Below are 14,309 nucleotides of genomic sequence, written 5' to 3'. Positions count from 1 at the left end.
TCAGGGACGGGGTGTGTGCAGTTCGAGGACGCAGCACTTCACGCCGCCACCACCTTTACGCAGCTCGGACATGTCGACCGGGACCGGTGCGAAACCCCGCTCGTGCAGGGCCGCGATCAGCCCGGTCGCGCCCGGATCGAGGAAGACGTGGCGGCCGTCGCTCACCCCGTTGAGGCCGAAGGACAGGGCATCGGCCTCGGTGGCCAGGATCGCGTCCGGGTAGTGGGTGGTCAGCGCCTCGCGGGCCGCCGGACTGAACGCACCGGGGTAGTAGGCGATGGTGGTCTCGTCGAGGCACATCAGCGCGGTGTCGAGGTGATAGAAGCGGGGGTCGATCAGCTCGAGCGAGAGCACGGGCAGACCGAAGAACCGTTCTACCTCGGCGTGGGCGGTCACCGTGCAGCGGAATCCCCTGCCTGCCAGGATCCGCTCGCCCGCGAACGTGAAATCTCCCTCCCCCTCGTTGGTTTCGGCCGCCACCGTCAACTCGCGTAACTCCCGCGCCGCGAACCAGCGATGGAACGCCGGGCCCTCCGGCTGCCGCTCGGGATGGGCGAAGCGGGCCGACAACGCACGACCGCCGATCACGATCGCGCTGTTGGCCGCGAACACCATGTCGGGCAGGCCCGGCTCACCCGGCACGGTCTCCACCGAATGCCCGTGCTGTTCGAGCAGCGCGCGCAGGATCTCCCACTGCGACAGCGCCCGCGCCCGGTCCACCGACGCCGCCGGATCCATCCACGGATTGATCGCGTAGGTGACCTCGAAGTGGTCCGGTCGGCACATCACGAAGCGGCGCGGGGTGGCCACCCGCGCCGGAGTCGAGGAGGGAAGGGGAAGGACGGCGGTCATCAGAACTCCCGGTGGCTGCGCGGCGCGAATCGACGCCTCGACGGTAAATGTCGTCGCGTTGCGTAGGGAACACCGATTCATTGCGTGTATCGATGGGAAAATGGCGATCCATTGCGCGAGAGGATCCTCATGGACGACATCGACCGCCGCATTCTCGCCGCCCTGCTGAAGAACGCGCGCGCCACCTTCGGCGAGATCGGCTCGACCGTCGGATTGTCGGCGCCCGCGGTGAAGCGGCGGGTGGACAAGATGGTGGCCGGTGGGCAGATCACCGGGTTCACCGCCCTGGTCAATCCGGCCGCCCTCGGCTGGACCACCGAGGCGTACGTGGAGGTGTACTACCGCGACAACATCTCCCCCGCCGAACTGCGCCGGACACTGGAACCGATCCCGCAGGTCGTCGGAGTGTGCACCATCGCGGGCGAGGCCGACGCGCTGGTGCACGTGATGGCCACCGACATGGCCGAGATCGAGGTGACCGTGGAGCGGATCAGGGAGAACGCGCGCGTCGGGCGCACCAGGAGTTCGCTGGTGATGTCGCGCATCCTCGAGCGCCCACGCACCTGAGCCGACCGCGCCGAACACCACGTCGCGGCCAGGTTCTAGGGTTGTGCGCATGTCCGACGTGCGCACCAGCTACCTCACCGACGGGGCCGAGATCTATCGGCGCTCGTTCGCGACCATCCGCGCCGAAGCCGACCTCGCCGGTTTCCCCGCCGATGTCGAGCGCGTGGTGGTGCGGATGATCCACGGGTGCGGACAGGTCGACCTGGCGGGCGACATCGCCTACACCCCCGGTGTGGTCGCGGCCGCGCGCGCCGCGTTGCAGGCAGGCAAACCGATCATCTGCGATGCCAACATGGTCGCCTCGGGCGTCACCCGCAAGCGGCTGCCCGCCGACAACCCGGTGCTGTGCAACCTCACCGACCCCCGCGTGCCCGAGCTGGCCGCGAGCATGGGCAACACCCGTTCGGTCGCCGCGCTCGACCTGCTGCGCACCGAACTCGACGGCGCGGTGGTCGCCATCGGCAACGCCCCGACCGCGCTGTTCCACCTGCTCGACATGCTCGACGCAGGCGCGCCGCGACCCGCCGCGATCATCGGTATCCCCGTCGGTTTCATCGGGGCGGCCGAATCCAAGCAGGCGCTGATCGACTTCGGTGGCGTCGAATATCTGACCGTGCGTGGCAGGCGGGGCGGCAGCGCCATCACCGCGTCGGCGCTGAACGCGATTGCGAGCGAACAGGAATGAGCGGCACACTCTGGGGCATCGGCCTCGGCCCCGGCGATCCCGAACTGGTGACGGTGAAAGCGGCCCGGCTCATCGGCGCAGCCGACGTGGTGGCTTTCCACAGCGCCAGGCACGGGCGAAGCATCTCCCGAGGTATCGCCGAGCCGTACATGCGGCCCGGCCAGATCGAAGAGCACCTCGTCTACCCGGTGACCACCGAGACCACCGACCACCCCGGCGGGTATCAGGGCGCGATCGACGAGTTCTACGAGCAGGCCGCCGCCCGGTTGGCCGCCCACCTCGCCGCCGGACGCGATGTCGCCCTGCTCGCGGCCGGTGACCCGCTGTTCTACTCCTCGTACATGCACATGCACCGCCGCCTGGCGGACCGGTTCCATGCCGAGATCGTCCCCGGCATCACCTCGGTGAGCGCGGCCTCGGCGGCGCTCGGCACGCCCCTGGTGGAAGGCGAGCAGGTGCTCACGGTGCTGCCCGGCACTATGCCCGTCGACGAACTCACCGAGCGGCTGCGCGAGACCGACGCCGCGGCGATCATGAAGCTGGGACGCACCTTCCCCGGTGTGCGCCGCGCGCTCGCCGACGCCGGTCGACTCGACGACGCCTATTACGTCGAACGCGCGAGCAGCACCCGTCAGCGGGTACTCGCGGCCGCGGATGTCGACGAGGCCGATGTGCCCTACTTCTCGATCACGCTGGTTCCCGGGCCAACCCCGACCACCGGGGTCGCGTCCCTCGTCGGCGGACAGCACCGCAGTGCACCGACGGACAGGCCGGAACGGACCGAAGTGAGTTCGCAGGGCGAATCAGCAAGCGCCGCAGGCGAAGTCGTGGTCGTCGGCCTCGGGCCCGGCGCTGCGGACTGGACCACCCCGGAGGTCACCGCCGCCCTGGACGAGGCGACCGATCTCGTCGGCTACACCACCTACATCAACCGGGTCCCCGAGCGGGCCGGCCAGCGCAGGCACGCCAGCGACAACAAGGTCGAGTCGGAGCGCGCCGCGATGGCACTCGATCTGGCCAAGCGGGGTGCGCGGGTCGCCGTCGTGTCCTCCGGCGATCCCGGGGTGTTCGCGATGGCCTCGGCGGTGCTCGAGGTGTCGGCCGAACCGCAGTTCAAGGATGTGCCGGTACGGGTGCTGCCGGGGCTCACGGCGGCCAACGCGGTGGCGAGCCGGGTGGGCGCACCGCTGGGCCACGACTACGCGATGATCTCGCTCTCCGATCGGCTCAAGCCGTGGGAGGTTGTGGCGCAACGGCTTTCGGCTGTCGCGGCGGCGGATATGGCGATCGCGATCTACAACCCGGCCTCCACGCAGCGACGTTGGCAGGTGGGCGCGATGCGCGAGATCCTGCTGACCCATCGCGACCCGGAGACGCCGGTGGTGCTCGGTCGCGATGTCGGCGGGCCGACGGAATCGGTGCGCGTGGTGACCCTCGCCGACTTGAACCCCGACGAGGTCGACATGCGCACGTTGCTCATCATCGGCGCATCCACCACGACGGCCTTCGACACGCCTGAGGGGACCCGCGTTTTCACGGCGCGCCGCTACGAGAACGCCTAGACCCGCGACACGCCGCGACACGGGCAACCTTGGCGCGATTTCCACCCTGGCCTAACATTCCACATAGGAATGTAGTTCGAAGGGAGTTGACCGTTGACCGACACCGCGACCCGCCGCCGCCCGCTGAACTCCACCGCGGCTTCACTGCTGGGGTTCCTGCACGAGGGTCCGATGTCGGGCTGGGACCTCGCGACTCTCGCCCAGCAACGCATCGGCGACTTCTGGACCATCACCCAGAGCCAGGTCTACCGCGAGCTCGCCACGATGGACACCGCGGGCCTGGTGACCAAGGGCGAACGGGGTGCGCGCGAGCGCATTCCCTACCGGATCACCGAGGCCGGGCGGGAGGCGTTCGCCGAATGGATCGCCCGCGATCCCGGTGCCGAGACGATCCGGGTGCCCTTGCTGCTCACACTGTCGTTCGGCGAGCACCTCGATCCCACGCACCGCGACCGGATCATCACCGCCAACCGCAATATCCACCAGGACCGGCTCGACCGCTATCTCGACGAGGACGCGACCGCTCTGGCGCCGCACCAGCGGGCCACGCTCGAATTCGGGATCTGCTACGAGCGCGCGGTGCTGGAGTGGTTCGACCAGCTGCCCGCCATCTTTGCCGGGCAACCGTCGCGCTGAGCTCAGGAAACGCTGTGCGCGGTCGCGAGCCGCAACCAGTCGAGGGCGGCGCCGACCTCGTCGACGACGTTCGCGCCCGCGGGCAGCGGTGGGCGTTCGATCATGACGACCGGCACGCCGGCCGTGCGCGCAGCGGCGATCTTCGCCTCGGTCTGCGCGCCGCCGCTGTTCTTGGTGACCAGGACGTCGATGCGATGACGCGACATCAGCACCAGCTCCTCGTCGAAGGTGAACGGCCCACGCGCGAGCAGCAATTCGTAGCGCGGTGGCAACGGGCCGGTCGGCGCGTCGATCGATCGGATGACGAAACGCTGCCTGCGACAACCCGCGAAGGCGCCGACACCTTGGCGGCCGATGGTGAGCAGTACGTTCTCGCCCCGGTCGGCCAGGGCGGAGGCGGCCCCGGCGAGATCGGGTACCCGCGTCCACAGGTCGCCCCGGCGCGGCACCCATTCGGGGCGGCGCAGGTGCAGCGCGGGCAGGCCGAGGTCGGCGGCCGCGGTCGCCGCATGGGTACTGACCTGGGCCGCGAAGGGGTGGGTGGCATCCACGACGGCATCGATACGGTTCTCGCGTAGCCAGGTTCGGAGGCCCTCGACACCACCGAATCCGCCGATGCGCACCGGACCGACCGGCAATCGCGGGTTGGCGACACGTCCCGCCAGCGAGGAGACGATATCGACTCCACGCTCACCGGACGCCAGGTTCGCCAGCTCACGAGCCTCGCCCGTACCGCCGAGGATCAGAACTCTCAGGACTGCCCGCTGACGTCGTCCCGGTCAGGGGTGGTCGACCTGGTGCACCGCATACAACTCCGTCCATCGAAATCGAGGCTCCGAGTTTTGCCCGGGCCGCGCCCGACCATACCCCCGTTGGGGAAGTGTTACACCTTCAGTGCATAACTTTCTGGGTGAGCTTGCAGATGCACTCACCGTTCGGCCGTGATCTGACCGTGATCTGACCGTGATCGGCACACCGGCGACATGGACGGTTGACCAGCACGTTCGCCGTCCATGCCCGGGTCGATGGTGCGGGCGCACCGGCGAGCCCGGCAACGTTTCGAGTCCGACAGCGGCGCTGGGCGATTGCCCAGCATCTCGATGCCGTCGGAGACATCCGCCGTGTGCGAGCGATGTTCGGCCGGTGGTGCGCGAGACCACGTGCGGACCGAACAGTCGCATCGGGTGCTCACGCGAAAAGGAGCAAATTCGGGGCGCACACCCCGGCATATCGTTATGCGAGAGACGGGTGACCCGTCAGGAATTTGCGCGCGGTTTGACGACGATCCACTGCGCGACGGGAAGCTGCGGCCGCCAGGCGGTGAATCCGCCGAGCGGTTCGCCTCGGTAGATCTGAAATTTGCGCAGGGTGCCGCCGTGGCGCGCGTACCAGGCCAGCAGCAGTGTTTCCGACTCGGCGGTCACCGCATTGGCCACCAGACGGCCGCCGGGCCGCAGGCGTTGCCAGCAGGCGTCGAAAACGCCGTCCTGAGTGAGTCCGCCGCCGAGGAATATCGCGTCGGGCGCCGGGGCGTCGGTGAGGGAGTCGGGGAACGCGCCGCGCACCGCGATGCCGGGCACACCGAGCGCGTGCGCGTTGGTGGCGATCTGCTCGCGACGGGCGGGCAGGCGTTCATAGGTGACCGCGCGGCACGCCGGGTGGGTACGGCACCATTCGATCGCGATGGTGCCCGAACCGCCGCCGACATCCCACAGCAGTTCGCCGGGAGCCGGGGCGAGGGCGCTGACGGTGAGTGCGCGGACCTCGGCCTTGGTGAGCTGGCCGTCACCGGTGAACGAATCGTCGCGCAGGCCGGGGGTTCTCGTGCGGCGGGAGTGATGCGGGTCGGCCACACAGTCGACGGCACAGAGGTTGAGCGGGTCACCCGGGGGGCGCTGCCAGTCGTCGGCCGTGCCGGTACGCAGGCATTCGTTCTCGCCGCCGAGCTGTTCGAGCACGGTGAGCGTGGAGGCACCGAAACCGTTGTCGCGCAGCAGTTTCGCCAGCGCGGCCGGGGTCGATTCGTTCTCGCTCAGGACGAGAATTCGACGACGGTCGGCCAGTTCCGGCAGCACCGTGGTGAGCGGTCGGGCGACCACACTCACCACCGGGGTCTCGGCCAGCGGCCAGCCGAGCCGGGCGCACGCCAGCGACGCCGACGACGGTTGCGGGTACACGTCGAGCGTGCCGGGTCCGACGATGCGGGCCAGGGTGGCACCGATGCCGTAGAACATGGGATCGCCGCTGGCGAGCACGGTGAGCCGCCGACCGCTGTGGTGCGCAAGCAGTTCCGGGAGAGCGGGCAGCAGGGGTGTCGGCCACGGGATTCGCTCGAACTTCCCGTCCGGTACCAGCGCCAGCTGTCGCGGCGACCCGAACACCACTTCGCTGTCCTCGACTGCCGCTTTGGCCCGCTCCCCCAGGCCACCCCACCCGTCCGCGCCGATACCCACCACGCGGATCGGGACACCCGACCACGCCGCACTAGTCATCGGGGTACCCCACCCGTCTGCGAGCGGACTATCGTTGTCGAACGCAGAGCAGTGTCGATGCGCTCACGCCGAGCCGTCGGGCCGGCAGCCACCGCGACATACGGCGCCGGACCGGGGCGCGCACGCCGCGGCATCGAAGCCGAGGTCATCGCAGCATCCGGCGCCGAAGCGACATGCGCGCAGCGGACCATCGGGGCGGCAATCACCGTGGCATCCGGCGCCAGATGGACTGCGGCAGAAGGCGCATGACGAAGAAGGCCAGCGCTAGGCGGCCGGGGACGGCGACTCGGGTGGCGCCTTTGTTCAAGGCGCGGACGACGGCGTCGGCGACCTGGTCGGGGGTGCTGGCCATGGGCGCGGGGTCCATGCCCTCGGTCATGCGGCCGATGACGAAACCCGATCGCACCAAGAGCAACTGGACGCCCGTGCCGTGGAGGGCGTCACCGAGGCCGCTGGCGAACCCGTCCAAGCCCGCTTTCGCCGAACCGTAGACGTAGTTCGCCCGCCGGACCCGTACGCCCGCGATGGAGCTGAAGACGACGATCTGGCCACTGCCCTGTGCGCGCAACAGATTCGCGAGGGTGGTGAGAACGCTGACCTGGGCGACGTAGTCCGTGTGCACGACGGCGACGGCGTGGTCGGGGTCGTGTTCGGCGCGGGTCTGGTCGCCGAGAACGCCGAAAGCCAGGACAGCCGTGCCGATTCCACCGTGTTCGGCGGCGATTTTCTCGAGCAGCGTGGCGTGCGTCGCGGTGTCGTCGGCGTCGAATTCGACTGTGTGCACCGCGGTCGCCCCGGCCGCGCGCACCTGTTCGACCTCGGCGGCCAGCGCGGCGGAGCGGCGGGCCGCGAGGATCACCACCCGGCCCGGCGCCAGCCTGCGCGCCACTTCCAGTCCGATCTCACTGCGCCCACCCAGAACCAGGACCGGGCCCCGGTTCGCCTGCTGCTCTCCCATGCGCACAGTGTGTCATCCCGGGTTCCCCCGTCACCGAGCCTCCCCGCGATTACGAACGCGACCGGCGAAGCGACGCCGGGCCCCGTCCGAACACGCGGCCGCGGTACCGACAGCCGGCCGAACGGCCGGGTGTCGCACGCCGGTCCGCTCGAGCGGCAGGCCCGCCAACACCCCTCCGACCGCCCGGCGCTGCCTGAAAGGGTGCCGTTGACCGCCGCTGAGGGTGCGCGCCCGCCGACCGAGCGCACGGGATGACCGACTAGCGTCGAACACATGCCCACCGCGACCACACAGCTCTCCCCCGCCGCCCTCGCGTTCGTCGCCGAGCGGCACCTGGCCACCCTCACCACCCTGCGGGCGGACGGCACACCGCACGTCGTAGCCGTCGGGTTCACCTGGGACGCGGACAGCGGCATCGCTCGGGTGATCACCGACGGCGCGTCGGTGAAGGCCCGTAATGCCGCGCGGGGTGGATACGCGGCCGTCAGCCAGGTCGACGGGGCGCGGTGGCTCACCCTCGAAGGGCCGGCCACCGTGCTGACCGACGCCGACGACGTCGCCGAGGCCGTGCGCCGCTACACCGAGCGCTACCGCGTGCCGCGCGAGAACCCGACGCGCGTGGTCGTCGCGATCCAGGTGCGCCGGGTGCTGTCGTCGAGCACGCTCAAATAGCTTGTGACCGTTTACAACACGGTCAGGCCGTGCGGGCGCTGGTTCATGGACTCCACACCGTCCTCGGTGACGACAACGATGTCCTCGATGCGCGCACCCCACTGGCCAGGGAAGTAGATGCCCGGTTCGATGCTGAACGCCATGCCCGGCTCGAGCACCAGGTCGTTGCCCGCCACGATGTAGGGCTCCTCGTGCACCGACAGGCCGATGCCGTGTCCGGTGCGATGCACGAAGGCATCGCCGAGGCCCGCGTCGGCCAGCACGGTGCGGGCGGCGGCGTCGACGGATTCGGCGGTGACACCGGGTCGCACGGCGGCCACCGCCGCCGCCTGCGCCGCCTCGAGCAACGCCATCCGCTCGGCGATCTGCTTCCGCGGCTCGCCGAGCACATAGGTGCGGGTGGAATCGGAGTAGTAGCCGGGCGTCACCGGTCCGCCGATATCGATCACCACCACGTCGCCCTGTTCGATGACGCGGTCGGAGAACAGGTGGTGTGGGATGGCACCGTTCGGGCCGCTGCCGACGATGACGAACTCCGCCTCGGTGTGCCCCTCCTCGACGATCGCCGCCGCGATATCGGCATGCACCTCGGCCTCGGTGCGGCCCGCCCGCAAGAACTCACCCATCCGGGCGTGCACGCGATCGATCGCGGCGCCCGCACGGCGTAAGGCGTCGATCTCGGCCTCGTCCTTGATCATCCGCGACTGCCGCAGCACGGGCGTGGCCGAGGACGGCAGCCCGGTGGTCGACTCCGCCAGCGGAATCAAGTGCAGGGCGGGCATGGCGTCGGCGACGGCGATACGCGAACCGGCGTGCAGGATGGAACGGACCAGCTGATACGGATCGACGCCGTCGACCCAGTCGAGAATCCGCAGGCCCAGTTCCCCGGCCGCCGACCCGTCCAGCGCGGCCAGCTCGAGCTTCGGCACGACGACCGACGGGGTCGCGCCGTCGGCGGTGATCACCAGGCAGGTGAGCCGTTCGAACGATTCGGCATCGGACCCGATGAGATACCGCAGGTCGGGACCCGGCGTGATGAGCAGGGCGTCCAGATGCGCCGCGCGCATCAACTCCACCGCCCGCTCGAGCCGCTGACCGTAGACATCCGCCGCGAACCTGGCATTCGTGTGCGCGCTCATAGTCTCCGACGTTACCCGCCGCGCCGCGTGACACACAGATTCGCCCGGACGACGTGCGAGCTCGGGCGAACGCACCACACAGCCGCCGTGCGACGGCCGATGCGGTGTTGATGGCGCTCACCTGTCGGAGCCACAAGGCACAATCACCGGGTGACCGTTGCCGAGAGCACCCGTGGACCCCTGTTGATCCTCGACGGCGCCAGCCTCTGGTTCCGCGCCTATTACGCGATCCCCGACAAACTGCGCGGCGCCGACGGCCGCTCGGTGAACGCGGTGCGCGGCTTCACCGACATGGTCGCCTCGCTGATCACCAAACACCGGCCGAGCAGGCTCGTCGTCGGGCTGGACCTGGACTGGCGCCCGCCGTTCCGGGTGGCGCTCGTGCCGTCGTACAAGGCGCACCGCCTCGACACCAGCAGCACGGCGGCGCCCGGCGCCGAGGAGGTTCCCGACACCCTCACCCCGCAGGTGCCGATGATCCTGGACGTGCTCGCGGCGGCCGGGATCGCCACCGGCGGCGCCGAGGGGCTCGAAGCCGACGACGTCCTCGGCACTCTCGCCCACCGCGAGCGCAGCGATTCCGTTGTGGTCGTCAGCGGCGACCGCGACCTGCTGCAACTGGTCCGCGACGACCCGGCACCGCCGGTGCGGGTGCTCTACGCGGGCCGTGGCCTGGCCAAGGCGGAGCTGTACGGGCCCGCCGAGGTGTCCGCGAAATACGGTGTGCCCGTGGTCAATGCGGGGCCCGCCTACGCCGACATGGCCACCTTGCGTGGCGACGCCTCCGACGGGTTGCCGGGTGTGGCGGGCATCGGCGACAAATCCGCCGCCCAGCTCATCTCCCGGTTCGGCTCTCTCGACGCCCTGATGACGGCCGTCGACGATCCCGCTTCCGATCTCGCCAAGGGCGTGCGCGCCAAACTCGTTGCCGCACAGGACTATCTGAAGGCAGCCGCACCGGTGGTCCGGGTGGTCTGCGACGCCGATGTCGAGCTGTCCGGGCCCGACACCCTGCCCGCGGTTCCCGCCGACCCGGAGCGGCTGCGCGAACTCGCGACCGCCTACAACGCCGAGAGCCCGATCACCCGGCTGATCACGGCGCTGGCCGCCGCGCACACCGCGTGAACGACGCCGGGCCGCCCGCATGCAGTGCGGGCGGCCCGGAAACCACCTGGCGGTAGGCTGAAAACCGCGGTACGACAGCCTAGTTGGGGCGGCCGACCTCGTAGGTACCGTCTTCCTTCGTGATCTTCACGGTGACCTTCTTGTCCTCACCGCTGACCTTCAGGTCACAGGTGAAGGTCGCGTCGACCTCGACCTTCTGACCCGACGGGCACGACACATCGGAGACGTCCGCGATGCCGTAGGAGCCGGTGAGCACCGAGGAGACACCGTCCTGCACCGCCGACTGGTCGAGCTCGTCGGCCGAGAACACGACGAGCAGCAGGCCGATCACGGCGGCGATCACCAGCACGCCTGCCACGACGAGGCCGATGATCAGGCCCTTGCCCTTACCCTTGCCCCCGGGACCCTGCTGCGGCTGCTGACCCCACTGCTGCTGCGGCTGCTGGCCCCACTGCTGGGCGCCTGCGGGCTGCTGCGCGTTCCAGTCCTGCGGCGGCGGCTGGGTCTGACCCCACTGCTGCTGCGGACCGGTCGGCTGCTGCGGCTGCGGCTGGCCCCACTGCTGCGGCTGCTGGGGTTGCTGCGGCTGGCCCCACTGCTGCTGCGGCTGCTGGGGCTGGCCCCACTGCTGCTGCGGTTGCTGTCCGGCGTTGGGGTCACCCCACTGCTGGGTCGGCTGGGCACCCTGTGGCGGCTGCTGCGGCGGCTGTGCCGCACCACCCCAGTGCTGGGTGGGACCGGCGCCACCGGCCCCCTGCTGACCCCCCCAGTGCTGGGTGGGATCGTTGCTCCCCTCCCCTGGGCCGTTCGGTCCGTACGGGCCGCTCATCCACTCGCCTCCACTCGCATAGTTGTACACACGGTAGCCCCCCGCGCCAGGCCGGCTACGCCAGGAAATCAAATCACAGACGAAACATCTACGCGGCGTCCACCGCGACGACACCCCGTCGGACGGCACGCACGGCTTTGGCCGCGGTGCCCGCGATCTCGGTGTCGTCGGCGGTGTTGTGGATCTGGTCGAGCAGGTCGATCACCTGCCTGCACCAGCGCACGAAGTCGCCCGCCGACATCACGCTGCTCTGATCGCCGCTGGCCAGCAACGCCTCGGCCAACGCGTCACCGCGCGCCCACTTGTACACCCCGTTCACGAATCCCAGGTCGGGTTCGCGGGTCGGCGGAAGCTTGTGCCTCGCCTCGTCGGCACGCAACTGCCCCCACACCTCGATGGTCGCGGCGACCGCGCGCCGGATGGGGTCGGTCGGGCCGTGCGCGGTGAGCAAGCCGGACTCCTGCCGCGATTCGTACACCAGCGCGGACACGACTCCGGCGAGTTCGGCGGGACCGAGTCCGCGCCACAGCCCCTGCCGCAGGCATTCCGCGACGACCAGGTCGCTTTCGGCGTAGATGCGGGCCAGCCGCCTGCCGTCGGGCGTCACCTCACCGTGCTCGACGAAACCGCGTTCCTCGAGCAGGCCGACGATGCGGTCGAAGGTGCGCGCGAGGGAATTCGTCGTCGCGGCAACCTTCTGGCGCATCGACTCGGTCTCGCGGGCCAGCCGCGCGTAGCGCTCGCCGATACGGCTGAGCTGTTCGCGGTCGGGCCTGCTGTGCGCGGGGTGGGCGCGCAGGCTGCGGCGCAGGGTGGCCAGCTGACGATCCTCGCCCGCGCGGGCGTGATCGTTGCGCCTGCGGCTGCCACGGCCGGGCGCCGAGATGCCGGTTCCGCGCAGCGCCGAGGCGAGGTCGCGGCGGATGCGGGCGGTACGGTGGTCGACTCGGCGCGGCAACCGCATGTGCCCGAGGGGTTCGGCGGGGACGGGGAAGTCGGCGGCGGAAACCCTTCCGGCCCAATGGTCTTCGGTCAACACGAGGGGTCGCGGGTCGCCGGGGGTCTGATCGGGTTCGAGAATCACCGCGAGCCCGGCGCGCTTGCCCGACGGGATCGCGACCACATCGCCGCGCCGCAATTCGATCAGCGCGCGCACGGCGGCGCCGCGCCGATCGGCCCGGCCCTGCTGCTGGATGTCGCGCTCGCGCTGCTTGATCCGGTCCCGCAGCGACAGGTACTCCATGAAGTCACCGTCGACGCCGCCGAGCTGGCTCTCCAGCTTGCGCAACGCGCCCTGGTTCTTTTCGATACCGCGAACCAGCCCGACCACCGAGCGGTCGGCCTGGAACTGGGCGAAGGACCGTTCCAGCAGGTTGCGGGCGTCTTCGGCGCCCATCCGGTCGATCAGGTTGATCGACATGTTGTAGCCGGGCCGGAAGGAACTGCGCAGCGGGTAGGTGCGGGTGGAGGCCAGACCGGCGACCGCGCTGGTGTCGACCTCCGGCTGCCACAGCACCACCGCGTGGCCTTCGACATCGATACCGCGCCTGCCCGCGCGACCGGTGAGCTGGGTGTACTCGCCGGGGGTGAGTTCGGCGTGCGTCTCGCCGTTGAACTTCACCAGGCGCTCGAGCACCACCGTGCGGGCGGGCATGTTGATGCCGAGGGCAAGGGTCTCGGTGGCGAACACGGCCCGCACGAGGCCCTTGACGAACAGTTCCTCCACCGTGTGCCGGAAGGCGGGCAGCATGCCCGCGTGGTGGGCGGCGAGCCCGCGCTGCAGCGCCTCGCGCCATTCCCAGTACCCGAGCACCTCGAGATCGGCCTTGGGCAGGTCGCCGGTGTGTTTTTCGATGATCTCGTCGACAACCTCGGCGTCGCCCGGCCTGCTCAGATCGAGCCGGGCACGCAGGCATTGGGCCAGCGCGCCGTCGCAGCCTGCCCGGCTGAAGATGAAGGTGATGGCGGGCAGCAGCCCTTCCTCGTCGAGGCGGGCCAGCACCTCCGGGCGCGGCAACGGCCGGAAATTGCCACGGGCGCCGCGGCCGCGCGGACCGCCGTACCCGTGCATGCGGTCACTGGCCTCGCGCTGGCGGATGAACCGGACCAGGTCCTCGTCGACGAGGACCTTCTGATCGCTGGATTTCGTGTCGAACAGGTCGAACATCCGCTTGCCGACCATCACGTGCTGCCACAGCGGTACCGGGCGCGTCTCGTCGACCACCACCGCGGTGTCGCCGCGCACGGTCTCCATCCACGCGCCGAACTCCTCGGCGTTCGACACCGTCGCCGACAGGCTCACCAACCGCACATCGGGCGACAGATGCAGGATCACTTCCTCCCACACCGCGCCGCGGAACCGGTCGGCCAGGTAGTGCACCTCGTCCATGACGACGTACGACAGTCCGCGCAGGGCGTCGGAGGAGGCGTAGAGCATGTTGCGCAGCACCTCGGTGGTCATCACGACCACGGGCGCGTCGGGGTTGATGGACTGGTCGCCGGTGAGCAGGCCGACGCTGTCGCGACCGTAGCGGGCGGTGAGGTCGGCGAACTTCTGGTTCGACAGCGCCTTGATCGGTGTGGTGTAGAAGCACTTGCCGCCGGAGGCGAGCGCCAGATGCACGGCGAACTCGCCGACGATGGTCTTACCCGCACCGGTCGGTGCGCACACCAGCACGCTGTGCCCCTCTTCCAATGCCTCGCACGCGGTGCGCTGGAAGGGGTCGAGGTCGAACGAGATTTCGCTGGCGAACTGCGCCAACTCGCTGGTCCGCGCGGGAGAATCGGTCACA

Annotated in this window: 13 protein-coding genes; 6 read left to right on the top strand and 7 right to left on the bottom strand. The window is 70.0% G+C overall.

Annotated elements, in window-relative coordinates; translation table 11 throughout:
- Complete coding sequence (gene ddaH / locus AB0I19_RS09635) at window positions 1-852, bottom strand: dimethylargininase (RefSeq protein WP_357146580.1); 852 nt, start codon at window positions 850-852, stop codon at window positions 1-3.
- 129 nt (window positions 853-981) lie between these two features.
- Here ddaH and AB0I19_RS09630 point away from each other — a divergent pair, with 129 nt between their 5' ends.
- The 4 genes from AB0I19_RS09630 (at window position 982) to AB0I19_RS09615 (ending at window position 4,302) form a co-directional block, all read left to right on the top strand.
- Window positions 982-1,419 carry an Lrp/AsnC family transcriptional regulator gene (locus AB0I19_RS09630; RefSeq protein WP_067492196.1) on the top strand — a complete coding sequence of 146 codons (438 nt, stop codon included), beginning with the start codon at window positions 982-984 and terminating at the stop codon, window positions 1,417-1,419.
- 49 nt (window positions 1,420-1,468) lie between these two features.
- On the top strand, window positions 1,469-2,104 hold the full coding sequence (locus AB0I19_RS09625) for a precorrin-8X methylmutase (RefSeq protein WP_357146577.1): 636 nt from the start codon (window positions 1,469-1,471) through the stop codon (window positions 2,102-2,104).
- Window positions 2,101-3,666 (top strand): precorrin-3B C(17)-methyltransferase, encoded by a 1,566-nt coding sequence (cobJ, locus tag AB0I19_RS09620; RefSeq protein WP_357146574.1) that lies wholly within the window; start codon window positions 2,101-2,103, stop codon window positions 3,664-3,666. Before AB0I19_RS09625 ends, cobJ begins: the two co-directional genes overlap by 4 nt.
- A gap of 93 nt (window positions 3,667-3,759) precedes the next feature.
- A complete protein-coding gene (locus AB0I19_RS09615) occupies window positions 3,760-4,302 on the top strand; it encodes a PadR family transcriptional regulator (RefSeq protein WP_357146571.1) in 543 nt (180 codons plus the stop codon).
- A 2-nt stretch (window positions 4,303-4,304) separates the two neighbouring features.
- On the opposite strand, the gene AB0I19_RS09610 is transcribed toward AB0I19_RS09615, so the two are convergent.
- The 3 genes from AB0I19_RS09610 to AB0I19_RS09600 form a co-directional block, all read right to left on the bottom strand.
- On the bottom strand, window positions 4,305-5,057 hold the full coding sequence (locus AB0I19_RS09610) for a cobalt-precorrin-6A reductase (protein ID WP_067635688.1): 753 nt from the start codon (window positions 5,055-5,057) through the stop codon (window positions 4,305-4,307).
- Window positions 5,058-5,558: 501 nt separating this feature from the next.
- On the bottom strand, window positions 5,559-6,794 hold the full coding sequence (cbiE, locus tag AB0I19_RS09605; protein WP_357146568.1) for a precorrin-6y C5,15-methyltransferase (decarboxylating) subunit CbiE: 1,236 nt from the start codon (window positions 6,792-6,794) through the stop codon (window positions 5,559-5,561).
- A 202-nt stretch (window positions 6,795-6,996) separates the two neighbouring features.
- Window positions 6,997-7,752, bottom strand: coding sequence for an SDR family NAD(P)-dependent oxidoreductase (locus AB0I19_RS09600; RefSeq protein ID WP_357146565.1), 756 nt, complete (start codon window positions 7,750-7,752; stop codon window positions 6,997-6,999).
- Between the two features lie 273 nt (window positions 7,753-8,025).
- Between AB0I19_RS09600 and AB0I19_RS09595 the strand changes: the two genes are divergently transcribed.
- A complete protein-coding gene (locus AB0I19_RS09595; RefSeq protein ID WP_067492107.1) occupies window positions 8,026-8,424 on the top strand; it encodes a PPOX class F420-dependent oxidoreductase in 399 nt (132 codons plus the stop codon).
- A gap of 11 nt (window positions 8,425-8,435) precedes the next feature.
- On the opposite strand, the gene AB0I19_RS09590 is transcribed toward AB0I19_RS09595, so the two are convergent.
- The gene (locus AB0I19_RS09590) at window positions 8,436-9,563 is read right to left on the bottom strand and encodes a Xaa-Pro peptidase family protein (protein WP_357146562.1); all 1,128 of its coding nucleotides are present in this window, start codon (window positions 9,561-9,563) and stop codon (window positions 8,436-8,438) included.
- Window positions 9,564-9,713: 150 nt separating this feature from the next.
- Here AB0I19_RS09590 and AB0I19_RS09585 point away from each other — a divergent pair, with 150 nt between their 5' ends.
- Window positions 9,714-10,688 (top strand): 5'-3' exonuclease, encoded by a 975-nt coding sequence (locus AB0I19_RS09585; protein ID WP_357146559.1) that lies wholly within the window; start codon window positions 9,714-9,716, stop codon window positions 10,686-10,688.
- A gap of 79 nt (window positions 10,689-10,767) precedes the next feature.
- Here the strand turns inward: AB0I19_RS09585 and AB0I19_RS09580 are convergent, their stop codons facing one another.
- Window positions 10,768-11,517: a DUF4333 domain-containing protein gene (locus tag AB0I19_RS09580; protein ID WP_357146556.1), complete on the bottom strand. Its 750-nt coding sequence runs from the start codon at window positions 11,515-11,517 to the stop codon at window positions 10,768-10,770.
- Between the two features lie 88 nt (window positions 11,518-11,605).
- Window positions 11,606-14,308, bottom strand: coding sequence for an RNA helicase (locus AB0I19_RS09575; RefSeq protein ID WP_357146553.1), 2,703 nt, complete (start codon window positions 14,306-14,308; stop codon window positions 11,606-11,608).
- Between the last annotated feature and the right edge of the window lies 1 nt (window position 14,309).

It is taken from the genome of Nocardia sp. NPDC050413 (genome assembly GCF_040655475.1).
Taxonomy (GTDB): Bacteria; Actinomycetota; Actinomycetes; order Mycobacteriales; family Mycobacteriaceae; genus Nocardia; species Nocardia coubleae.
The sequence above is the reverse complement of the archived record's forward strand: the minus strand, read 5'-3'. Positions and strand labels throughout refer to the sequence as shown.

Excerpts from the sequence above, each read along its gene's own strand:
- AB0I19_RS09630 (WP_067492196.1), top strand. The coding sequence starts at position 982 with ATGGACGACATCGACCGCCGCATTCTCGCCGCCCTGCTGAAGAACGCG.
- cobJ (WP_357146574.1), top strand. The coding sequence starts at position 2,101 with ATGAGCGGCACACTCTGGGGCATCGGCCTCGGCCCCGGCGATCCCGAA.
- AB0I19_RS09595 (WP_067492107.1), top strand. The coding sequence starts at position 8,026 with ATGCCCACCGCGACCACACAGCTCTCCCCCGCCGCCCTCGCGTTCGTC.
- cbiE (WP_357146568.1), bottom strand. The coding sequence starts at position 6,794 with ATGACTAGTGCGGCGTGGTCGGGTGTCCCGATCCGCGTGGTGGGTATC.
- AB0I19_RS09580 (WP_357146556.1), bottom strand. The coding sequence starts at position 11,517 with ATGAGCGGCCCGTACGGACCGAACGGCCCAGGGGAGGGGAGCAACGAT.
- AB0I19_RS09625 (WP_357146577.1), top strand. The coding sequence starts at position 1,469 with ATGTCCGACGTGCGCACCAGCTACCTCACCGACGGGGCCGAGATCTAT.
- AB0I19_RS09590 (WP_357146562.1), bottom strand. The coding sequence starts at position 9,563 with ATGAGCGCGCACACGAATGCCAGGTTCGCGGCGGATGTCTACGGTCAG.
- AB0I19_RS09600 (WP_357146565.1), bottom strand. The coding sequence starts at position 7,752 with ATGGGAGAGCAGCAGGCGAACCGGGGCCCGGTCCTGGTTCTGGGTGGG.
- ddaH (WP_357146580.1), bottom strand. The coding sequence starts at position 852 with ATGACCGCCGTCCTTCCCCTTCCCTCCTCGACTCCGGCGCGGGTGGCC.